General features: G+C 71.1%; 24 protein-coding genes and 1 pseudogene. 11 read left to right on the top strand and 14 right to left on the bottom strand.

The window, feature by feature from the left end; genetic code table 11:
- Positions 1 to 104 precede the first annotated feature (104 nt).
- The gene (locus ACTJK8_RS01020) at positions 105 to 1,334 is read left to right on the top strand and encodes an O-antigen ligase family protein (protein WP_440761376.1); all 1,230 of its coding nucleotides are present in this window, start codon (positions 105 to 107) and stop codon (positions 1,332 to 1,334) included.
- Positions 1,335 to 1,370: 36 nt separating this feature from the next.
- On the opposite strand, the gene ACTJK8_RS01015 is transcribed toward ACTJK8_RS01020, so the two are convergent.
- The 8 genes from ACTJK8_RS01015 to mdcA form a co-directional block, all read right to left on the bottom strand.
- Positions 1,371 to 2,852 (bottom strand): aldehyde dehydrogenase, encoded by a 1,482-nt coding sequence (locus ACTJK8_RS01015; protein ID WP_012317198.1) that lies wholly within the window; start codon positions 2,850 to 2,852, stop codon positions 1,371 to 1,373.
- A 68-nt stretch (positions 2,853 to 2,920) separates the two neighbouring features.
- Complete coding sequence (gene gmd / locus ACTJK8_RS01010) at positions 2,921 to 3,904, bottom strand: GDP-mannose 4,6-dehydratase (protein ID WP_012317197.1); 984 nt, start codon at positions 3,902 to 3,904, stop codon at positions 2,921 to 2,923.
- A gap of 176 nt (positions 3,905 to 4,080) precedes the next feature.
- On the bottom strand, positions 4,081 to 5,007 hold the full coding sequence (locus ACTJK8_RS01005; protein ID WP_024827836.1) for an acyltransferase domain-containing protein: 927 nt from the start codon (positions 5,005 to 5,007) through the stop codon (positions 4,081 to 4,083).
- Positions 5,004 to 5,663: a malonate decarboxylase holo-[acyl-carrier-protein] synthase gene (mdcG, locus tag ACTJK8_RS01000; RefSeq protein WP_440761375.1), complete on the bottom strand. Its 660-nt coding sequence runs from the start codon at positions 5,661 to 5,663 to the stop codon at positions 5,004 to 5,006. The genes ACTJK8_RS01005 and mdcG overlap by 4 nt, the downstream gene beginning before the upstream one ends.
- Positions 5,656 to 6,372 (bottom strand): biotin-independent malonate decarboxylase subunit gamma, encoded by a 717-nt coding sequence (mdcE, locus tag ACTJK8_RS00995; protein ID WP_024827837.1) that lies wholly within the window; start codon positions 6,370 to 6,372, stop codon positions 5,656 to 5,658. Before mdcE ends, mdcG begins: the two co-directional genes overlap by 8 nt.
- Positions 6,359 to 7,288, bottom strand: a complete 930-nt coding sequence (locus tag ACTJK8_RS00990) for a biotin-independent malonate decarboxylase subunit beta (protein WP_024827838.1) — start codon at positions 7,286 to 7,288, stop codon at positions 6,359 to 6,361. The genes mdcE and ACTJK8_RS00990 overlap by 14 nt, the downstream gene beginning before the upstream one ends.
- Before the next feature lie 2 nt (positions 7,289 to 7,290).
- Positions 7,291 to 7,599 carry a malonate decarboxylase acyl carrier protein gene (gene mdcC, locus ACTJK8_RS00985; protein ID WP_012317192.1) on the bottom strand — a complete coding sequence of 103 codons (309 nt, stop codon included), beginning with the start codon at positions 7,597 to 7,599 and terminating at the stop codon, positions 7,291 to 7,293.
- A 39-nt stretch (positions 7,600 to 7,638) separates the two neighbouring features.
- Complete coding sequence (gene mdcA, locus ACTJK8_RS00980) at positions 7,639 to 9,285, bottom strand: malonate decarboxylase subunit alpha (RefSeq protein WP_012317191.1); 1,647 nt, start codon at positions 9,283 to 9,285, stop codon at positions 7,639 to 7,641.
- A gap of 163 nt (positions 9,286 to 9,448) precedes the next feature.
- Between mdcA and ACTJK8_RS00975 the strand changes: the two are divergent.
- Positions 9,449 to 9,715 (top strand): annotated as a pseudogene (locus ACTJK8_RS00975) (malonate transporter subunit MadM); the annotation flags it as partial.
- 122 nt (positions 9,716 to 9,837) lie between these two features.
- Complete coding sequence (locus ACTJK8_RS00970; protein WP_012317190.1) at positions 9,838 to 10,506, top strand: GntR family transcriptional regulator; 669 nt, start codon at positions 9,838 to 9,840, stop codon at positions 10,504 to 10,506.
- Positions 10,507 to 10,531: 25 nt separating this feature from the next.
- On the opposite strand, the gene ACTJK8_RS00965 is transcribed toward ACTJK8_RS00970, so the two are convergent.
- On the bottom strand, positions 10,532 to 11,416 hold the full coding sequence (locus ACTJK8_RS00965; protein WP_440761374.1) for an NmrA family NAD(P)-binding protein: 885 nt from the start codon (positions 11,414 to 11,416) through the stop codon (positions 10,532 to 10,534).
- A 74-nt stretch (positions 11,417 to 11,490) separates the two neighbouring features.
- Between ACTJK8_RS00965 and ACTJK8_RS00960 the strand changes: the two genes are divergently transcribed.
- The gene (locus tag ACTJK8_RS00960; RefSeq protein ID WP_116655439.1) at positions 11,491 to 11,925 is read left to right on the top strand and encodes a winged helix-turn-helix transcriptional regulator; all 435 of its coding nucleotides are present in this window, start codon (positions 11,491 to 11,493) and stop codon (positions 11,923 to 11,925) included.
- Between the two features lie 72 nt (positions 11,926 to 11,997).
- Here ACTJK8_RS00960 and ACTJK8_RS00955 read toward each other — a convergent pair whose 3' ends face one another.
- On the bottom strand, positions 11,998 to 12,369 hold the full coding sequence (locus ACTJK8_RS00955; protein ID WP_012317187.1) for a cell division protein ZapA: 372 nt from the start codon (positions 12,367 to 12,369) through the stop codon (positions 11,998 to 12,000).
- A gap of 42 nt (positions 12,370 to 12,411) precedes the next feature.
- Positions 12,412 to 12,696, bottom strand: coding sequence for a DUF4164 family protein (locus tag ACTJK8_RS00950; RefSeq protein ID WP_024827845.1), 285 nt, complete (start codon positions 12,694 to 12,696; stop codon positions 12,412 to 12,414).
- Positions 12,697 to 13,146: 450 nt separating this feature from the next.
- On the opposite strand from ACTJK8_RS00950, the gene gap reads away from it, so the two are divergent.
- From gap to ACTJK8_RS00915, 7 genes are all read left to right on the top strand, one after another.
- Positions 13,147 to 14,151, top strand: a complete 1,005-nt coding sequence (gene gap, locus ACTJK8_RS00945; RefSeq protein ID WP_012317185.1) for a type I glyceraldehyde-3-phosphate dehydrogenase — start codon at positions 13,147 to 13,149, stop codon at positions 14,149 to 14,151.
- An 89-nt stretch (positions 14,152 to 14,240) separates the two neighbouring features.
- Entirely contained in the window at positions 14,241 to 14,726 is a 486-nt protein-coding gene (locus ACTJK8_RS00940) for a hypothetical protein (protein ID WP_012317184.1), read from the top strand.
- 34 nt (positions 14,727 to 14,760) lie between these two features.
- On the top strand, positions 14,761 to 15,963 hold the full coding sequence (locus ACTJK8_RS00935) for a phosphoglycerate kinase (RefSeq protein ID WP_063111629.1): 1,203 nt from the start codon (positions 14,761 to 14,763) through the stop codon (positions 15,961 to 15,963).
- A 10-nt stretch (positions 15,964 to 15,973) separates the two neighbouring features.
- Entirely contained in the window at positions 15,974 to 16,276 is a 303-nt protein-coding gene (locus ACTJK8_RS00930; RefSeq protein ID WP_440761373.1) for a hypothetical protein, read from the top strand.
- 167 nt (positions 16,277 to 16,443) lie between these two features.
- Positions 16,444 to 17,514 carry a class II fructose-bisphosphate aldolase gene (gene fba, locus ACTJK8_RS00925; RefSeq protein WP_012317181.1) on the top strand — a complete coding sequence of 357 codons (1,071 nt, stop codon included), beginning with the start codon at positions 16,444 to 16,446 and terminating at the stop codon, positions 17,512 to 17,514.
- A gap of 20 nt (positions 17,515 to 17,534) precedes the next feature.
- Positions 17,535 to 18,179, top strand: coding sequence for a thiamine phosphate synthase (locus tag ACTJK8_RS00920; protein ID WP_043072926.1), 645 nt, complete (start codon positions 17,535 to 17,537; stop codon positions 18,177 to 18,179).
- The gene (locus tag ACTJK8_RS00915) at positions 18,176 to 19,228 is read left to right on the top strand and encodes a tetratricopeptide repeat protein (protein WP_024827850.1); all 1,053 of its coding nucleotides are present in this window, start codon (positions 18,176 to 18,178) and stop codon (positions 19,226 to 19,228) included. The genes ACTJK8_RS00920 and ACTJK8_RS00915 overlap by 4 nt, the downstream gene beginning before the upstream one ends.
- A 4-nt stretch (positions 19,229 to 19,232) precedes the next feature.
- Here ACTJK8_RS00915 and ACTJK8_RS00910 read toward each other — a convergent pair whose 3' ends face one another.
- The 3 genes from ACTJK8_RS00910 to ACTJK8_RS00900 are packed head-to-tail and all read right to left on the bottom strand — an operon-like array spanning position 19,233 to position 20,537.
- Complete coding sequence (locus ACTJK8_RS00910; RefSeq protein WP_012317178.1) at positions 19,233 to 19,673, bottom strand: cupin domain-containing protein; 441 nt, start codon at positions 19,671 to 19,673, stop codon at positions 19,233 to 19,235.
- Positions 19,670 to 20,083, bottom strand: coding sequence for a carboxymuconolactone decarboxylase family protein (locus ACTJK8_RS00905; protein ID WP_029359045.1), 414 nt, complete (start codon positions 20,081 to 20,083; stop codon positions 19,670 to 19,672). Before ACTJK8_RS00905 ends, ACTJK8_RS00910 begins: the two co-directional genes overlap by 4 nt.
- Positions 20,084 to 20,111: 28 nt before the next feature.
- Positions 20,112 to 20,537, bottom strand: a complete 426-nt coding sequence (locus tag ACTJK8_RS00900) for a DUF779 domain-containing protein (protein ID WP_012317176.1) — start codon at positions 20,535 to 20,537, stop codon at positions 20,112 to 20,114.
- Between the last annotated feature and the right edge of the window lie 4 nt (positions 20,538 to 20,541).

Below are 20,541 nucleotides of genomic sequence, written 5' to 3'. Positions count from 1 at the left end.
CCGCCAACGATTGTGGGCGACACTGCCTGCCGGAGACCCCGCGGCCGGCAGGCGGCATCGGCGGCGGGTACGGGAGACGGTGCGGGGCGATGGCGGGACAGGCGTTGCCGATCGGAACGAGTGCGCCGGCCGCGTCCCTCTTCGCGGACCGCGTCGCTGTGTTCCTGCTCGGCGCCGCCCTGAACTTCAACGTCCTGACCTCGACCTTCGGGCTTCCGTTCCAGCGCCTGTCCGACCTGCTGCCGTTCCTGCTCATCCCCTGGCTGGGTCTACGCCGGGCCGTCGTGGCAGAGGCGGTGCGGCAGGCCGCGCCGCTGTCCGGAATCCTGGCGCTGATCGCGGCCTCGCTGGTGCTGAAGGCGCACAAGCAGGCGGGCGACGTCTACCTGACCCTCGTCCTGCTGCTCTACGTGGTCCAGGCGTTCATCCTGCTGGTGATGTTCCGCGACCGGCGCGTCGAGGACGCGTTCTGCGTCGGCCTGCTCGCCGGCATGCTCGCCTCCCTCGCCGCGCTGCTGCTCGCCGCCTCCGGCACCCAGCTCGACCGGTTCGGGCTCGCGGTCCCGACGGACGGGCTCGACGAGGAGCTGAAGCTGTTCGTGCAGGACAAGCAGGGCGGCCTCTGGGCCTCCGGCAACGAGACCGGCCACGTCTTCGCGCTGGCCGGGGCCGCGGCTCTGCTGCTCAGCCTGCGCTATCACCTCAAGATCATCTACCTCGCCTACGTCGCGGCCCTCCTGGCGAGCTTCCCGTTCACCAACAACCGCGCCGGCCTGTTCATGCCGCTCCTGTTCCTCGGCCTGGTGATGCGGCGGAACCTCAGGGCGCCGGCCGTGCTGGTTGCGCTCGGCGTCCTGGGCGTCCTGCTCGTGGCCTGGGCAGTGACGGGGGAGATCCCGCTGCCGGGAACCCTGTCCCAGGCGATCGAGCGGCGCTTCGCCGGGGACCACAACGTCACGGGCAATTTCGACGAGCGGTTCCTGTCCGGCGTGACCGCGCTCCAGCTCGTCGCCGAATACCCGTTCGGCGTCGGCGAGGTCGCTAGGCGGGAGGAGCTGCAGGCGCTGACCGGCCTCGTCACGCCCCATAACGGCTTCGTGTCTCTGGCGCTCCAGAGCGGCATCGCCACGGCGCTGCTGCTCATCGCAGGCCTCGGGCGGATCCTGCTGGCGCCCGCCGCCTTCGGGCCGTTCCTGACCTACAGCGCGGTGTTCCTGATCCCGTCGCTGATGTTCGAGGAGCTGTCGGTCAACCAGTACTTCCTCTTCTTCATGGGTTTCATTCTGGCGTCCCTCGCGCTGCCGCCGGACCGCGCGCCATCGGCCACGAATTAGGGCGGGCCGCGCCGTACCGCGGCGCGGCCCGCTCGGTCACCGCATGACGAAGGGGTTCTCCGGCGCGTCGCGGCTCGTGGAGATCCAGACGCTCTTGGTCTCCAGATACTCGCGGATCGACTCGATCCCGCTCTCGCGGCCGATGCCCGAGCGTTTCATGCCGCCGAACGGCATCATGTAGCTCACCGCCCGGTAGGTGTTCACCCAGACGGTGCCGGCGCGGAGCCCCTTCGACATGCGCATCGCGCGACCGATATCCTGGGTCCAGACGCCCGCCGCGAGCCCGTAGATCACGTCGTTGCCGACCTTCAGCGCCTCGGCCTCGTCCTCGAAGCCGATGATCGACAGCACCGGGCCGAACACCTCCTCCTGGGCGATGCGCATATCGTTGGTGACGCCCGTGAAGATCGTCGGCTCGACGAACTGGCCGCCGAGCACGCCGGGACCGGAGGCGGGATTGCCGCCGAACACGCAGCGCGCACCCTCGCTCTTGGCGAGCGCGATGTAGTCGAGCACCTTCGTGTACTGGGGCGGCGTCGTGATCGGCCCGATGTTGGTGTCGGCCTGCATCGGGTCGCCGAGCTTGGCGGTGCGGGCGAGCTCGATCAGGCGCTCGGTGAATTCCTGGCGGATGCTGTTCTGCACCAGCAGGCGCGATCCCGCGATGCAGGTCTGCCCGGTGGCCGCGAAGATGCCCGAGATCGCTCCCGCGGCGGCGGCCTTCAGGTCGGCATCGGCGAAGACGATGTTGGGCGACTTCCCGCCGAGCTCCAGGGATACGCGCTTGATCTGCCGCGCGGCCGCTTCGTAGACTTTCGCCCCGGTGACGTCGGAGCCCGTGAAGGTGATCTTGGCGACGTCGGGATGCTCGACGATGGCGGTGCCGGCCTCACCGCCGAAGCCGGTGACGACGTTGAACATGCCGTCGGGCAGCCCGGCCTCCTTGGTCAGGCGGGCGAATTCCAGCGTGCTCGCGGACGCGAACTCGGACGGCTTCACCACGACCGCGCAGCCGGCCGCGAGCGCGGGGGCGCATTTCCAGGCGACGAACAGGAGCGGCGAGTTCCACGCCGTCAGCGCCCCGACCACGCCCACCGGCTCGTGCCGGGTGAACGCGAAGGTCTCGGGCTTGTCGATCGGCACCTGCGCGCCCTCGACCTTGTCGGCGAGACCCGCGTAGTACCACCACCATTCCGGCTGGTAGCGGGTCTGGCCGTACATCTCCGCGAAGAGCTTGCCGTTGTCGCGGACCTCGACTTCGGCGAGTGCCCTGGCTTCGCGCTCGACGAGATCGCCGATCCGGCGCAGGACCTTGCCGCGGGCCGAGGCCGTCATGGTGGCCCAGGGGCCGTCCCACATGGCGCGCTTGGCGGCGGCCACCGCCCGGTCGACGTCGGCGCGCCCGGCGCGCGGGATGCGGGCCCAGGGCTCGCCGCGATAGGGGTCGATGGACTCGAACCACGAGCCCTCGACCGGATCGACCGATTGCCCGTCGATGTAGAGCTGGTAGGTCTTCACGGCGCGCCTCTCCGTTCAGGGATGCGCGCCATATGGACCCGGAGCCCGCCGGCGGCGAGCCCGACGGCTCAGGCGTTGGCGCTGAGGCGCTTGATGTCGGCGTCGACCATCTCGGTGATCAGCGCCTCGAGGCTGGTCTCGGCCTCCCAGCCGAAGGTCGCCTTGGCCTTGGCGGGGTTGCCCAGCAGCACTTCGACCTCTGCCGGCCGGAACAGCGCCGGGTCGACGATCAGGTGGTCGTCCACCTTCAGGCCGACGTGCTTGAACGCGATCTCGCACATGTCGCGCACCGTCGTGGTCCGGCCGGTGGCGATCACGTAATCGTCGGGGCGGTCCTGCTGCAGCATGAGCCACATCGCCTTCACGTAGTCGCGGGCGTGGCCCCAGTCGCGCTTGGCGTCGATGTTGCCCAGCCGCAGCTCCTTCTGCCGGCCGAGCTTGATCCGCGCCACCGCGTCGGTGACCTTGCGGGTGACGAACTCGACGCCGCGCAGTGGGCTCTCGTGGTTGAACAGGATGCCGTTCGACGCGTGCAGCCCGAAGCTCTCGCGGTAGTTGATGGTCATCCAGTGCGCGTACAGCTTGGCCACGCCGTAGGGCGAGCGCGGGTAGAACGGCGTCGACTCGCTCTGCTTGGCCTCCTGGATCAGGCCGAACATCTCCGAGGTCGAGGCCTGGTAGTAGCGCGCCTGGGGCGCCGCCGAGCGCAGGCATTCCAGCATGTGCACCGCGCCGAGGCCGGTGACCTGCCCGGTCAGCAGCGGCTGCTGCCAGGACGAGGTCACGAACGACTGGGCCGCGAGGTTGTAGATCTCGTCGGGCTTGGCCGCCTGGACGATGCGCAGCAGGGCGGACTGGTCGAGCAGGTTGCCGTCGACCAGCTCGACATCGTCGAGGATGCCGAGCCATTTCAACCGGTGATCGAACACGCCGGCATGGCTGGAGCGCCGCACGATGCCGGTGACGGCGTAGCCCTTCTGCAGGAGCAGCTGCGCCAGATACGCGCCGTCCTGGCCCGTCACTCCCGTGATCAGCGCTCGCTTGGCCGTCATGAACCCGTCCCGTCCCGAAGATGCCCGGCTGCTACGACCGCAACGGGCCGCGCGTCAAGGCGAGGTGTCGACATCAGTATTGTGCCAAGCAAGCGGAGCCGGAAGGGCACATCACCAGACTAGCGCCGCCCGGGGACAACCATCCGCAAGGGTTGTGCGGCATCTGTGCGGCGCCGCTAAGGTCGCGCGAGCCAGTCCGCCACGCCGCCGAGCGAGCGGAATTCCTCGATGGCGTGAACGCGCGCCGCCGGGAGGGCGGCCCGGGCCATCGTGGCGAGGGCGTGGCCTGGCCCGAGTTCGAGCACGCGGTCCGCGCCGTACTCGCGGCACGCGTCGAGGCAGGCGGCCCAGTCGATCGTGCGCGAGATCTGGAGCGCCAGATTCTCGCGGCCGTCGGCGTCGCGGAACACCGTGCTCCCGTCCAGCCCGCTGACCAGCCGCGGCGCGCGGAGCGGCGGCCGACGCGGCGGCACTGCGGCGAGCGCGTCCCGGAAGGCCGCCGTCGCGGCGTGGAGCAGCGGCGTGTGCGACGGCGTGTGGACGGGCAGGACCACCGCCCTCTGGGCGCCCGAGCCGGTCGCCTCCCGGCACAGCGTCTCCAGCGTCGCGCGCGGACCGCCGACGACACCGCTGTCGGCCGCGTTGCGGATGGCGAGGTGGCAGCCGTGGCGGTCCGCGAGATCCGTGAGCGCGTCGAGGCTCAGGCCGCGGATCCCCGCAAGCCCGAACCCCGTGCCGGAAGCGGCGTCCATGGCCTCCGCCCGTCGGGCCGCCAGGGCGAGCACGTCGGCGGGATCGAGCCGTCCGGCGACGCCCCAGGCCGCGAGATCGCCGATGCTGTAGCCGGCCACGATCGACCGGTCCGGCGCCGCCTCCTCCAGCGCCCGCCACGCCGTCAGGGCGGCGACGCAGCACAGGATCTGGCCGGTCCGATTCGCGTGCAGGTTGTCGCCGCCCGCTCGGGCCAGGTCGCGCGGGTCGGCGCCGCCGAGGAGCGGCCTGGCGGCCGCGAACGCGTCCTGGGCCGCCGGATGATCGGCCGTCAGGTCGAACATCGCCGGGTGCTGGCCACCCTGGCCCGGAAGGAGGATCGCGAGGGTCATGCGGGGCCCGGGCCCCGCAGGCCCGCGACCGGCCGCAGGAGCAGCCGCTCCAGGCTCTTGGCGAGCACCGAGCCGTCCTCGGGCGCCGCGCGCAGCTCGCGCCAGTGCAGACCCGCGCCGTCCGGCAGCAGGATCTCCCCGTCGATGCCCATCGGCGCCGCCTCCGCCACCGCGGCGATGCCGTCGAGCAGGCCGACCGGCACCGGAGGTCGGCACGGCCAGAGCAGGTCGAGGTCGGAGTTGGCGCTGAGGTAGGTGAGGCCCGTGACCGCCTGCCACAGGAGGCTGCCGAAGGGCCGCGGCGCGAGGCCGTGCCGTCGGCCGAGCTCCGTCAGCGCGTCGAGGGTCGCGCTCCAGGGCACCGGCGCGTGGGCGGCGGCCTCGGCGAGGCTCACCACCGGCGCCGGCGACAGCGCGGATGCCGGCAGGGCGAGCCCGATCCGCCGCTTGCCGTCCGCGGGCGGCAGCGGCAGGCCGAGCGGCACCGCGTCGCCGGTCTCCCCGGGGATGCGGCGGCGGACGATCAGCGGTCGGCCCGAAGCGGCCCAGTGCTCCAGATGCGGGACGGCGCTGAGATTGGGCCGGCCAACGCGCCACGCCGCCCAGGCCGCCGGGTCGGCCCGGACGAGGTCGTGGCGTCGGAAAGGCTCAGCCAAGGCGGGCCTGGTCGGCGACGGCCGCCGCGACGGCGCGGGCGACCGGGCGGCCGCCGCGCTCGGCGCCCAGACGGTCGCGGATGTCCTGCGCCTGCATCGTGTCGATCGCCCCGCGGATCTGGCCCTCGAGGGGCTGGTCCGGGTCCAGGACCACGTGGACGGCGCCCGTCGCGACCATGTTGTCGAGGCCGGGCGCGAAGACCGGCGTCGTCTTCGCCATGTCCTGCAGCTTCTCGAGGGGCAGCTTGGTCACCCGGGCGACGGACGGCAGGTCCATCACGCTCGGATTCGCCCCGGGCAGTGCCGCGAGGACCCGCGTCGCAAGGGCCGTCGCGATGAAGGCGCCAGCGGCCGAGTGGCCGTAGATCAGCCCGATCGTCGGATGGCCCGACCGGTCCGCCAGGAGCAGCGCCTTGGCGAGGTGCGCGAGGCACTCGTTGAGGCCAAGCAGCTCGTCGCGGCGGCTCATGCGCTGACTGTCGGAATCCACAGTCACGAGGATCGGCGCGCGGTCGCCGGACCGCACGGCGTCGAGCACGGCCCGCGACAGGACCAGTGCCCCGTCGGTGCCCAGCGGCGTGTCGCCGTCGACGCCGACCACGTGCATCCGGCCGCCCGCGAACGGTCCGGTGCCGGACACGAGACCGTCGCGCACCGCCACCGCGTGACCCTGCGGGAACAGGGAGGCGAGGATCTCAGCGAGCGTCATGGTCGGCCTCTGGACTCCGGGCCACGGTCTCGTCGAAGGCGGCCGTGTCCATCGCGGGCACGGCCTCGGGATCGTTCACTCCGAGGCGCGCCCAGACATCGGTCGCGTCGCGACAGTCGCCGAACCGCTCGATGCGGGCCTCCAGGCGCGCCTGCTCGGCTTCCAGGGTGTCCAGGTCGAAGGGCGGGGCGCGGCCGACGAGGTCGCGGGCGGCCGCGCGGAAGGCCAACACCGTGTCGGCGCAGAAGGCGTCGGCGCCGCCGATCAGGCGGCGGTGCTTGCCGCCCATGGTCCGCCAGACCAGGGCTCGGTCGCGGGAATCGAACTCTTCGGCGCCCTTGTTGGTCTCGATCACCTCGGGGCCGGACACCGAGATCCGCCCGCCTTCCGACACGGCGAGCCGCGAGCAGGTGCCGGCGATCAGACCGCCGCCACCGTAGCAGCCGGCCCGGCCGCCGATCAGCCCGACGACGGGGATGCCGGCCGCGCGGGCCTCGACGATGGCCCGCATGGTCTCGGCGATGGCCGTCTCGCCGGCATTGGCCTCCTGCAGGCGGACGCCGCCGGTGTCGAACAGGATCAGGACCGCCTTCGGCCTCAGCTCCAGGGCCGCTCGGAGCAGGCCGACGAGCTTGCCCCCGTGCACCTCGCCGAAGGCGCCTCCCATGAACCGGCCCTCCTGGGCGGCTATCAGGACCGGCTCGCCGTCCAGGCGCGCGCGGCCGACCACGATGCCGTCGTCGAAGGCGCGGGGCAGATCGAAGAGCGGCAGGTGCGGGCTCATCCGCCGCTCCGTCGGCGGCAGGAACTCGCGGAAGCTTCCCGGATCGGTGAGCGCCAGCACGCGCTGGCGGGCGGTGGCCTCGTACCAGCTCAGGGCGTCCGGATCGGGGCGCGCGGCGCGGTCGCCAGCCATGGTCAGGCCTCCATCAGCCGCGCGCCCTGGAGCAGGCGCAGCGACACGGTGTCAGGGCGGGCGCCGCCGTCGTTGATGCTGATGCGGAGGCCGCCCGGCTGCGCCCGGGCAACGAAATCGGCCACCACCGCCTCCCAGACGCCGCCGTACCCGGCGATCGGGGTCTCGATGGCCACCTCGCAGGTATCCGGCGGCAGGACCCGCTCGAGCAGGATCTCCAGGTTGCCGGACGCCACGACGCCGGTGATCGCGCTCGGCGCCGAGCCGGAGAGCGGCTTCTCGGTGGTGTGGCGGAAGGTCAGGGATTCCATCGCCGTCTCCTCGCGTGCGGATCCGTCATCGCGCGACGCTCACCAGTTCCGGAACCGGGCCGGCGGCTCGTAAAGGCCGCCCGACCAGTGCACGAGATCCTTGATCGACTTCGCGGCGAGCAGCGCGCGGTCCGCGTCGAGCGGCTCGATGCCGAGATCCTCCGGGCGGCGGATGACGCCGCGGGCGCGCAGTTCCTCGACCTTCGCGCGGTCGCGGCCGCGACCGACCCCGGTGTAGCCCGCAACGCCCCGGATCGCCTGCTCGCGCTCGTCGGCGTCCCGGCAGAGCAGCAGGTTGGCGATGCCCTCCTCGGTGACGATGTGGGTGACATCGTCGGCGTAGATCATCACCGGTGCCAGCTCGAGTCCGATCTTCTTCGCCAGTTCGAGAGCGTCGAGCTTCTCCACGAAGGTCGGGACCAGCTTGTCCCCGAAGGTTTCGACCAGCTGCACCACGAGCTTGCGCCCGCGCATCAGCGCCGGATCGCCGACGATCTGGCCCTCGCGGCCGGCCTTCATCCAGGCATCGGAGGGGTGGCGGCGGCCGTGCGGGTCCGAGCCCATGTTGGGCGCGCCCCCGAAGCCTGCCACCCGCGACTGGGTGATGGTCGAGGAATGGCCCATCAGGTCGATCTGGAGCGTCGCGCCGATGAACATGTCGCAGGCGTAGAGGCCGGCCGTCTGGCAGAACGCCCGGTTCGAGCGCAGGCTCCCGTCGGCGCCGGTGAAGAAGACGTCGGGCCGCTCGCGGATGTAGCGATCCATCCCGACCTCGGAGCCGAAGCAGTGGACCTGCTTGACCCAGCCCGACTCGATCGCCGGGATGAGGGTCGGGTGCGGGTTGAGCGCCCAGTGGGTGGCGATCTTGCCCTTGAGGCCGAGCTTCTCGCCGTAGGTCGGCAGCAGCAGCTCGATCGCCGCCGTGCCGAACCCGATGCCGTGGTTGAGCCGCCTGATGCCGTACTCGGCGTAGATCCCCTTGATCGCCATCATGGCGATCAGGATCTGCGTCTCGGTCATCGCCGCCGGGTCGCGGGTGAAGAGCGGCTCCACGTAGAAGGGCTTGTCGGCCTCGACCACGAAGTCGATTCGGTCGCCCGGGATGTCGACCCGCGGGACCGTGTCGACGATCTCGTTGACCTGCGCGACCACGACGCCGTTCTTGAAGGCGGTCGCCTCCACGACGGTCGGCGTGTCCTCGGTGTTCGGCCCCGTATACAGGTTGCCGTTCCGGTCGGCCGAGACGCCGGCGATCAGCGCCACGTTGGGCGTCAGGTCGACGAAATAGCGGGCGAACAGCTCGAGGTAGGTATGGACCGCCCCGAGCTCGATCTGGCCGCCGTAGAGCATCTTGGCGATGCGGGCGCCCTGCGGGCCCGAGTACGAGTAGTCGAGCCGCTTGGCGATCCCGGTCTCGAACACGTCGAGGTGCTCGGGCAGAACGATTCCCGACTGGACCATGTGCAGGTCGTGGATCTTGGCGGGATCGCAGGCGCTCAGGCCGCGGGCGAGGCAGTCGGCCTGCTTCTGGTTGTCGCCCTCGAGGCAGACGCGGTCGCCGGGCCGCAGGATCGCCTCCAGCAGGTCGACCACGGCCGCGGCCGGCACGACCTTGCCGTCCGCGTGGGCGCGCCCGGCCGCGATCCGCGCGTCGCGTGCCTGCCTCTCACCGCGCCAGTCGCCCATCCGCGTGCTCCAATCGGTGTACCGGACTTTACATAGCCCCCAGTTCGGTATTTTAAAACCCGTGCCATTGACAGTTTCGTATACGGGATTGCTGTTCCGCCAACCTCTTGCATACCTTCCGCGACAGCTCAAAGGCCGATCCGGGAAAGAAACGCTCCCCGACGCACGCGTCGACGCGGATTCCACCGTGATGGCGCTGTCCATCGCCACCGGCGTGACCGAAGCGATCATGGTGATGTCGGGACGCCCCTGGGGGGCCCGGCTGATCGGCCTCGACAACCCGCGCTCGGCCATGGCGTATGGTGGCCTCGCGGCGACCGATCCGAAGCTCGTTCCCTACGGCGCGCTGACGGCGACGTTCCACACCGGCATCGGCTGCCTCGTCGGACCGTCGATCCTGTTCCTCACGGTCCAGGCTTTGGTCGACTGAAGCGGCGGTCTCCCGGTGCGCCCGGTCGAAATGCGGGTGCGCGCGCGCGGATTAGGGTATTGTTCCTCATCGTCTTCCCGAGGACTGGCAGGCGCCGCTGACGGGACATCGAGGAACGGCGGATGCACGGAGACTTCCGGAAGATCGACAGCGGGCTGCTCTCGGACCGGATCCGCGACGCGCTCACCGACGCCATCGCGTCGGGGACGATCGCGGCCGGTACGGCCCTCGACGAGCAGAACCTGGCCGATCGCTACGGCGCGTCGCGCACGCCCGTCCGGGAGGCGTTACGCCAGCTCGCCGCCTCCGGGCTCGTGGAGATCCGGCCCCGCCGGGGCGTGGTGGTGGCGCGCCTGACGCCGCAGCGGATCGCCGACATGTTCGAGACGACCGCCGAGATCGAGGCGATGTGCGCTCGACTCGCGACCTACCGGATGACGCCCCTCGAGCGCGGGGAGCTGATGGAGCTCCACGAGGAGTCCGCCCAGGCGGTCGAGGCGGGCGACGTCGACGCCTACGACCGATTCAACCGTGCCTTCCACGAGGCGCTCTACACGGCGACCCATAACGGCTTCATGGCCGAGCAGGCCCTGGCGATCCGCGAGCGGCTGGCCGCGTTCCGGCGCACGCAGCTCCGCCATGCCGACCGGATCCGCCGCTCGCGGGAGGAGCACGGCGAGATCCTGGCGGCGATCGCCGAGGGCGACGGCGAGACGGCCGCCCGGCGCATGCGCGCCCACATGCTCCGGGCCGCGGCGGCGCTGGGGCGCTACATCGCCGAGACGGAGTGACGATGCGGACAGTCGCGCACGGGATTCAGAGGCGCGCGACGGCGTCGTGCACCGTGGACCTGTAGGGCGTCGTCGGCCTGCCGATCAGCGCGCTCAGCTGACGCGTGTCGTCGTCTAGCGCGCCGCGGGCCGCGGCCGCGTCCGAGTCGGCGAGCAGCGCGGCGAAGTCTGACGGTATCCCGGCGGCCACGAGCGCCGCCCGGTACTCCGCCTGCGGCAGATCGCGGTACGCGACCGGTCTGCCTGCCGCGGCGGCGATCGCCGCCGCGAACTCGGTCAGCGTGTAGGACTCGTCGCCCGCCAGCTCGTAGATGCGGCCGCCCTGCCCCTCGGCGGTGAGAACAGCCGCCGCCGCCGCCGCGTAATCGACCCGCGCGGCCGAGGCGATCCGCCCGTCGCCCGCGCAGCCGAGGACGGCGCCGTGGGCGAGCGCCGGCGCGATGCCGGCGGCGTAGTTCTCCGTGTACCAGCCGTTGCGCAGCACGACGAACGGCACGCCGGAATCCGCGAGCAGCCGCTCGGTCTGGCGATGCTCCTCGGCCAGGGCGAGGGCCGACGTGTCGGCGTGCAGGACGCTCGTGTAGGCGATCAGACCGACACCGGTCCGTCCGGCACTGTCGATGACGTTGCGATGCTGCGCCACGCGCCGGCCGATCTCGCTCGACGAGATCAGCAGGAGGCGCTGGATGCCCTGGAACGCCGCGTCCAGACTCGTCGGATCGGCGTAGTCGGCCCGGCGGACCGCCACGCCCAGGCTTCGCAGGCTCAGAGCCGCCTCGCCCTCGGTGTCCCGCGCGCCGGCCATCACCGCGCCGGCCGGCACGCGCTCCAGGAGCGCCGCGATGACCTGTCGGCCCAGCTGGCCCGTGGCGCCGGTCACGAAGTAGCTCGGATGATCGGTCCGCGTCATGCCTGTCTCCCATGGTTCAATTCCGGGACATGGTCACTAGATGAGACCACTGGGGCGGTGAAGGAGGCAGGATTTTGGGACCAGGTTACGCGAAGGAGACCGCGCTGCCGCCCGCCCGCGCCGAGCTGGCGGCCAAGTACGCGGTGTGGCGGGCCGGCACCCTCGATCCGGCGGCGTGCCCGGTCCGGGACGTGCTGGATCGGGTGGGCGACAAGTGGTCGATGCTGCTCCTGATCGCCCTGGCCGACGGGCCGCTCCGGTTCAGCGCCCTGCTCCGCACGCTGCCCGACATCTCCAAGCGGATGCTGACGCAGACGCTCCGGGATCTCGAGCGGGACGGGTTCGTGGCGCGGACGGTGTTCCCGACGAAGCCGCCCAGCGTCGAGTACCGGCTCACGGACCTCGGGGTCGCCCTGCTCGAGCCGCTGGCGCGCCTCGTCCGATGGGCCGAGGAGAGCCACGGCGCGATCCAGGCGGCGCGGACCCGGTTCGACGCCGCGCCTTCCTAGGACAGGCGCTCACGGCCTGTCTCTGATTCATGGGGACGTCGGTCCTCGCGAGGCACGTCCGGGCGCCGCGGATCAGGCCCGCGGCGCCGACGCGCCGAGGGCGTCGGCGAGCCGCCCGATATGCTCGGCCGCCCGACCGATCCCGAACGCCGCGCGCTCGGCATCTTCCGTCCGCCCCCGCTCCGCGGTCTCGGCGGCGGCGCGCAGCTCCGCGACGTTGCCTTCCAGCGTCGCGATCCGCGACCGCAGCTCCGCGAGCTCGTCGGCGATGGTCAGCGCCGCCATGACCTGCAGGCGCATGTCGCCGATCTCGCCGAAGCTCTTGCGCATCTCGGCGATGCGCCCGTCCAGGGTGGCGGCGAGGCCCGTCAGATGCGCCTCCTCCCCCTCGCCGCAGGCCATGCGGTAGCTGCGGCCGTCGATGGTCACGTTGATCTGCGGCAAGGATGGCTCCGCTGGTCGCTCCGACAGGCGGGGGCGGTGGGGTCAGGCGCGTCCGAGCACATCCTGAACGGTCTCGATGGCCCGGTCGAGCCGGTGCCCGACCTCCCCGGTCGTCGCCGAGACCGCGGCGAGGCGGGCGCTCGCCGCGTCGAGGGCGGCGGCCAGCCGGGCTCGATCCTCGTCCATCAGGGCGAGCTCCGCGTCCCGGTCGTCGGGCTGCGCGTCGGTCTCGAGGCGGTGCTGGACGACGGCGTCGAGGCGGGTGATCGCCGCTTCGAGCCGGCTGAGCGCGTCGTCGATGGAAAGGGTCTCGGTCTCGTCGGCCATGGTTCTTCGTCTACCCCGACGCGAAGCTTTCGGTCGAATGCAGGCGGAATTCCAGCGCGAAATCGCGTTCGATCCCCGATCCGCCCGCTGACCGAATGGATCCTGGCAATCCCTGTTTATTGGTCGGTGGATCGAAGGTCTTTGTCACAGCGACGCGTTTGACAGGTCGAGGCTCCATGCTAGACAGCCGCGCGATCCCGAGAGGGACCGCGCGAGACATGCCGGAGGGCCGGTCCGCGACAGTTCCGAGGCCTCAGCCAGCACCGTCCGATCCGACGGTCACGGGCGTCGAAGCCCGGCCTCTCCCGGTCCGGTTCATCGCAGGTTCAAACCCGCCCGCCCAGATCCCGTCCGGCCCGGCCCGGACGGTATGGCGGGCCGCCGAGACCGCTTCGCGGACCGCTCCCGAGGTCCGGCGCGCGGCGAGCCGCATCAGGAAGGAGTCACGCCGTGACGAAGGTTGCCATCAACGGATTCGGACGCATCGGCCGCAACGTCCTGCGGGCGATCGCGGAAGCCGGCCGCAGCGACATCGAGGTCGTGGCGATCAACGATCTCGGCCCGGTGGAGACCAACGCCCACCTGCTCCGCTACGATTCCGTGCACGGCCGCTTCCCTGGCGAGGTCGCGGTCGACGGCGAGTTCCTGGTGGTGAACGGCAAGCGCATCAAGGTCACGGCCGTGCGCAACCCGGCCGAGCTGCCGCACCGCGACCTCGGCGTCGACATCGCGCTCGAGTGCACCGGCATCTTCACGTCGAAGGACAAGGCGAAGGCCCATCTCGACGCCGGCGCCAAGCGCGTCCTCGTCTCGGCCCCGGCCGACGGCGCCGACCTGACGGTGGTCTACGGCGTGAATCACGACAAGCTCACGGGCGAGCACCACGTCGTGTCGAACGCCTCCTGCACCACGAACTGCCTCGCCCCGGTGGCGAAGGTGCTGGACGAGGCCGTCGGCATCGAGCGCGGCTTCATGACCACGATCCATTCCTACACCAACGACCAGCCGTCGCTGGACCAGATGCACAAGGATCTTTACCGGGCCCGCGCCGCGGCGCTCTCGATGATCCCGACCTCGACCGGCGCCGCGAAGGCCGTCGGCCTCGTGCTTCCGGAGCTCAAGGGCAAGCTCGACGGCACCGCGATCCGCGTGCCGACCCCGAACGTCTCGGCGGTGGATCTCGTCTTCACGGCCAAGCGCGCGACCACGGTCCAGGAGATCAACGACGCGATCAAGGCCGCCGCTTCCGGTCCGCTGAAGGGCGTCCTCGGCGTCACCGACCGGCCGAACGTCTCGATCGACTTCAACCACGACCCGCATTCGTCGACCTTCCACCTCGACCAGACCAAGGTCATGGACGGCGTTCTGGTGCGCATCCTGACCTGGTACGACAACGAGTGGGGCTTCTCGAACCGCATGGCCGACACGGCCGTCGCGATGGCCAAGCTCATCTGAGCTGGACTGCAGCGGTCGCCGCCTCCTGAGAGGCCGGCGGCCGCACTTCTCTTCGGACGGCCTATCTTCGAACCAGGGACTCTTCAGGGATGACCGACGCTTCGCAGGGCACGTCGAGCGGGCCGGCAGCCGTGCCGCCCGCCCCCAGGCCGGCTCCGCCGCCGCCCAACGCACCCGCCGTGGCACCGACCGCCGCACCCGCCGCCTCCGCGGTCCCGTCCCACACGCTCCCGGCCAATCAGCTCTTCGATCAGCTCGCGCGGATCGAGGATAAGTGCTCGCGCATCGAGGACAAGTACGCCCGCTCCGAGGCGCTCCTGTCGCGGGTCGAGGACAAGGTCGAGAACGCCGCGAGCCGGATGAACGAATCCGCGCGGCAATCCGACCTCGCGGCGCTCCGGACGGAGATGCGCGGCCTCGCCGAGCGCACCCGGCGCCTGCCCGGGACCGGCGCCCTCGTCCTCACCGCCGTGATCACCGCCATCCTGACCGTGGTCCTGATGGTGGCCGTCCAGCGGCTCAACCTCGACCGTCTGCTGCCGCAGCGGGCCACCATCGGCACCACCGCGCAGTAATCGCCCCGCCTCGCACAGGACCGCACCAGACCGCATGAGCGCCTTCCGCACCCTCGACGATGCCGGCTCCCTCAAGGGCAAGCGGGTCCTCATGCGCGTCGACCTGAACGTGCCCATGGAGAGCGGGCGCGTGACCGACGCGACCCGCATCGAGCGCGTCGCACCGACGATCCGCGAGGTCGCCGAGCAGGGCGCCAAGGTGATCCTGCTCGCCCATTTCGGTCGACCGAAGGGCAAGCGCGAGCCGAAGGATTCGCTCGAGCCGGTTGTTCCCGCCCTCGGCGCGGCCCTCGGACGCGATGTCGCCTTCGCGGCTGACTGCGTCGGCGACGCCGCCGCGCAGGCGGTGGCGGCCCTCAAGGACGGCGACGTCCTCCTCCTCGAGAACACCCGCTACCACGCGGGTGAGGAGAAGAACGACGCGGCCTTCGCGGACGCCCTGGCGGCGAACGGCGACGTCTACGTCAACGAGGCCTTCTCGGCGGCCCACCGCGCGCACGCCTCCACCGAGGGTCTGGCGCACCGGTTGCCGGCCTATGCCGGCCGCGAGATGCAGGCCGAGCTCGATGCGCTGACCAAGGGCCTGGAATCGCCCCAGCGCCCGGTGATCGCGCTGGTCGGAGGGGCCAAGGTCTCGTCCAAGATCGATCTGCTGGAGAACCTCGTCGCCAAGGTCGACATGCTGGTGATCGGCGGCGGCATGGCCAACACCTTCCTGCACGCGCAGGGGAAGGCGGTGGGCAAGTCCCTCTGCGAGAAGGATCTCGCCGAGACCGCCACGCGGATCCTGGCGGCGGCCGAGAAGGCCGGCTGCCGGATCATCCTGCCGGTCGACGCGGTCGCCGCGAGCGAGTTCAAGGCGCAGGCCCCCCACGAGACCGTACCGGTGGACGCCGTGCCGGACGCCAGCATGATCCTCGATGCCGGTTCGCGCTCGGTCGCCGAGATCAACGCCGCCATCGACGGGGCCAAGACCCTGGTGTGGAACGGCCCGCTGGGCGCCTTCGAGCTCGCCCCGTTCGACGCCGCGACCGTGGCCGCCGCCAAGCACGCGGCCGCGCGGACGAAGGACGGCCAGCTCGTCTCGGTCGCGGGCGGCGGCGACACCGTGGCCGCGCTCAACCATGCCGGCGTGGGGCAGGACTTCACCTACGTCTCGACCGCCGGCGGCGCCTTCCTCGAGTGGCTGGAAGGCAAGGCCCTCCCGGGCGTCGAGGCGCTGCGGGCGAAAGGCTGAGAGGGTCGCCTTGCTCTCCTCCGCCTGCGACACGACCCTATCTACATGGCCGGCCGTCGTCGGCCGGGGGGCCGAGGCCAGGGGTGACCACGTGGAGATCGCAGCCTTCGAGATCCCGAAGGGCGTCCAGGCGAGCCTGGCGCATCTGCGGACCGGGACGGTGACGCGCCTCGACGGGCGGATCGACCGCCTCGATCTCGGCATGCGCGAAGAGGGGCGGAACGCGGCCGGGATGCGCGCGACATCGCGGGTTACGGCCGTGACTTCGTCGCGCGAGTCAGCGAGGGCGAGGAACGCGTCGTGGCACCGGTGAACCGGACCGGGTGAGGATCATCCGCCGAAAGAATGTCCTGCGCCCTGCCGGAGATTGACCGAAAGCGAGGCACCCGGCAGAGCGACACGATACAGCGCAGCTGAGGGTTTCTTGATACCCCCGGCGATCCGGCGGACGACGAAACGGGAAACGGGAAGACACGCACGATGGCACGCATCACCCTCCGGCAGCTCCTCGATCACGCCGCTGAGTACGAGTACGGCGTGCCCGCCTTCAACCTGAACAACATGGAGCAGGGCCTCGCCATCATGGCGGCCGCCGACGCCACCGACTCGCCGGTGATCCTCCAGGCGAGCCGCGGCGCCCGGGCCTACGCCAACGACGTCGTGCTGGCCAAGCTGATCGACGGCCTCGTCGAGATCTACCCGCACATTCCGGTCTGCATGCATCTCGACCACGGCAACAACGAAGCCACCTGCGCCACCGCCATCCAGTACGGCTTCACCTCCGTGATGATGGACGGCTCGCTGAAGGCCGACGGCAAGACCCCGGCCGACTACACCTACAACGTCGAGATCACCCGCAACGTCACCAAGATGGCCCACTGGGCCGGTGTCTCGGTCGAGGGCGAGCTGGGCGTGCTCGGCTCGTTGGAGAGCGGCCAGGGCGAGGCCGAGGACGGCCACGGCGCCGAGGGCACCCTCAGCCACGACCAGCTCCTGACCGACCCGGACGAAGCGGTGAAGTTCGTCGAGGCCACGAAGGTGGACGCGCTGGCCGTCGCCATGGGCACGAGCCACGGCGCCTACAAGTTCACCCGCAAGCCCGACGGCGAGGTGCTGGCGATGAACGTGATCGAGGAGATCCACCGCCGCCTGCCGACGACCCACCTCGTCATGCACGGCTCGTCGTCGGTGCCGCAGGACCTGCAGGACATCATCAACCAGTACGGCGGCCAGATGAAGCCGACCTGGGGCGTCCCGGTCGAGGAGATCCAGCGCGGCATCAAGCACGGCGTGCGCAAGATCAACATCGACACCGACAATCGCATGGCGATGACCGGCCAGATCCGGAAGGTGCTCACCGAGAACCCGTCCGAGTTCGACCCGCGCAAGTACCTCAAGCCCGCCATGGAGGCGATGACGAAGCTCTGCAAGCAGCGCTTCGAGGAGTTCAACACCGCCGGCAAGGGCTCGAAGATCCGCCCGATCTCCGTCGCCGAGATGGCCAAGCGCTACGCCAGCGGCGCCCTCGACCCGAAGATCGGGCCGCAGTAGGGCGCGGGTTGCCGGTTTCGATGAGCAATAGCGCCCGTCTCGCCCTGCTCGGACCGCACGGTCTCGAAGCGGATGGCATCGCCGCTTTCGTGACGGCCCTGAAGGTTGCGTGCGAAGCCGGCGATGTCGCCGCCGTGATTCTGCGGCTGGCTGCCACCGACGAGCGCGGGCTGACGGCCCGCGTCAAATCGGTCGCTCCGCTCGTGCAGGAGCGCGGCGCGGCCCTGGTCGTCGCCTGTCCGGGTTTCGCCGGCGATCTCGCCGCGGTGGCGATCCGGGGCGGCGCCGACGGCATCCACGTCGACAAGCCGCGCGACCTGAAGGACCTGCGCGGCCGGCTCCGGGAGGGGCGAATCCTCGGCGCCGGCGGCCTCGAGACCAAGCACGGCGCGATGGAGGCCGGCGAGGCCGGGATCGACTACCTGATGTTCGGTGGTCTGTACCCGGACGGCGTCGCGCCCGAGGCGGAGACCGTGCGGGCCCGCGCCGCGTGGTGGGCCGAGATCTTCGAGACACCGTGCATCGCGGTGGCGGCTGCCGCCGATGAGATCGCGCCTCTCGCCGCGACGGGTGCCGAGTTCGTCGGCCTGGAGAGCGGCCTCTGGCTGCCGGATCCGGGCGCGGTCGAGCGGGCCCAGCGCGCCGTCCGGGAGTCCGAGGCGTGAGAGGCCGCGACGTCCGTCGTCTGGCGGCCGTCGCCGGCGCGGCGCTGCTGGCGCTGCCGGCCTGGGCGGCCTCGGGACCGGCCGATCCGGCCCGGACCGCGGCGCCCGGCGCGATCGGCCCCGCGGCGCAGACCGGCAAGACGCCGATGCCGGAACTGCCGAGCCCCTACACGCCGAACTACTCGCGCGGCGCCGTGCCGCCAGCGGGCGGCCAGCCACCGGACTTTGCCTACGGCGCCTATCAGAAGGGCCAGTACGTCACCGCCTTCCGCGAGGCGACGAAGCGCATCGAGGCGAATCCGAAGGATGCCGCCGCCATGACGCTGCTCGGCGAGCTGTACAATCAGGGCCTCGGCGTGAAGCAGGATCCGGTCAAGGCGGCCGACTGGTATCGCTTGGCGGCCGCGCAGAACGACGCGTCCGCCATGGCCTCCCTGGGGCTGATGGCCCTCGACGGTCGCGGCATGCCGAAGGACCCGAAAGCCGGGCGGCGCTGGCTCGAGCAGGCCACGGCCCACGGCTCACCGACCGCGGCCTACAATCTCGGCCTGATCCTGATCGGCACCGGCGCCACGGCCGACGAGGCGGCGGCCGCCGCGCAGTTCCGCAAGGCGTCAGACGCCGAGATCGGCCCGGCCCAGCACGACCTGGGCGTGCTCTACCTGCAGGGGCGCGGCGTGCCGAAGGATCCGTCGAAGGCCGCGGAGCTGTTCCGGCGCGGCGCCGACAACGGCGATCTCGCCAGCGAGGTCGAGTACGCGATCCTTCTCTTCAACGGCACCGGCGTCACCAAGGACGAGCGTGCGGCCGCCCGGTACTTCCTGCACGCGGCCTCGCGCGGCAACGCCATCGCGCAGAACCGCGTCGCGCGGCTGTACGCGGTGGGCCGCGGCGTTGCCAAGAACCCCGTGGAGGCGGCCGCCTGGAACCTCGCGGCCGCCGGACAGGGCCTGTCCGACGCGTGGCTCGATCAGACCCTCTCCGGTCTCTCGGCCGACGAGCGCACCCGGGCGGAGCGTCTCGCCAACGAGCGGATCGAGCAGCGCTGAGACGCTAGGCCTCGGCCTTCGACCAGTCGACGCCCGCCTCGAGGTGCGGCAGCAGGACGACGCTCTCCTGCTCGTTCGGGTCCGTCCGGGCGATCACGGCCGTGACCGGCTCCGTCTGGCTGCGGTTGTAGGGCAGGTGCGGCACGTCGGCGGCGATGTAGACGAACTCGCCGGCGCCCGCGATCGCGTGGTTCTCCAGCCGCTCCCCCCAGAAGCAGCCCGACACGCCCGACAGCACGTAGATCGCCGTCTCGTGGTGCTCGTGCTTGTGGGCGTGGGCCCGCTCACCGGGCGGGATCTCCAGGAGCTGCATGTGCAGCGCCCGCGAACCCACGGCCTCGGCCGAGATCGCCGGCCGGTAGATGTGTCCCTGCTTGCCGCGGAACGGCGCACTCTCGTGCACCACCCGGAACCCCTGCTTCTCCGTGCCGGACGCGGAACTCATGAACCTTCCTCCACTCTGAAGGCGGCATCGATGGGGATCTGCATACCGTTGACCAGCGCGTTCGTCTGGTTGGCCATCCCGACCACCGCCAGGAATTCGCCGTGCTGGCCCTCCGTCAAGCCCTTGGCCCGCGCAGCCGCGGTGTGGGAGTGGATGCAGTACGGGCAGCCATTGGCGATCGAGACCGCGATGTAGACCAGTTCCTTGGTCAGGGGATCGAGGGTCCCCGGCCCCATGACGGTCTTCAGGGCGGACCAAGTCCGCTCGAGCAGCGCGGGATCGTTGGCGAGGCCGCGCCAGAAATTGTTGACGACGTCGGATCCCCGGGTCGCCCGGATGTCCGCGAAGACCGCGCTGACGCGCGCGTCGGCCTCGGCCTCGGCATCGGACCAGAGTTTCACGGTCGCCACGGCAATCGCCTCCCCGCTCAGCCCGTCCTCAGAGCTTGCACGCGCCCTCGAGCGCACGGTTCTCCGCCTCGGAGAACAGGCGCGAGCGGATATGGAAACGCTTCTCCCGGCCGTTCTCCAGCGAGAACATGCCGCCGCGGCCCGGCACCACGTCGAGGATCAGGTGCGTGTGCTTCCAGACTTCGAACTGCGACCGGCTGATGAAGAAGTCCGCGCCCCCCACCGTGCCGAGATTCACGTCGCCGTCGCTCACCAGAAAGTCGCCCACCGGGTAGCACATGGGCGAGGAGCCGTCGCAGCAGCCGCCCGACTGGTGGAACATGACCGGACCGTACTCGCGCCTCAGCTCATCGATCAGGGCGAGCGCCGCCGGGGTGGCGGTGACCCGCAGGGGTGTCCCGTCGACGCCGGCCTGCTCGGCGACGTTGGCGTCGATAACCTGGTCCGAAGTCATGCCG

The organism is Methylobacterium sp. 22177 (assembly GCF_052045615.1).
Classification (GTDB): domain Bacteria; phylum Pseudomonadota; class Alphaproteobacteria; order Rhizobiales; family Beijerinckiaceae; genus Methylobacterium; species Methylobacterium radiotolerans.
Note: the sequence above shows the minus strand (reverse complement) of the source record. Positions and strands in the feature narration are given on the sequence as shown.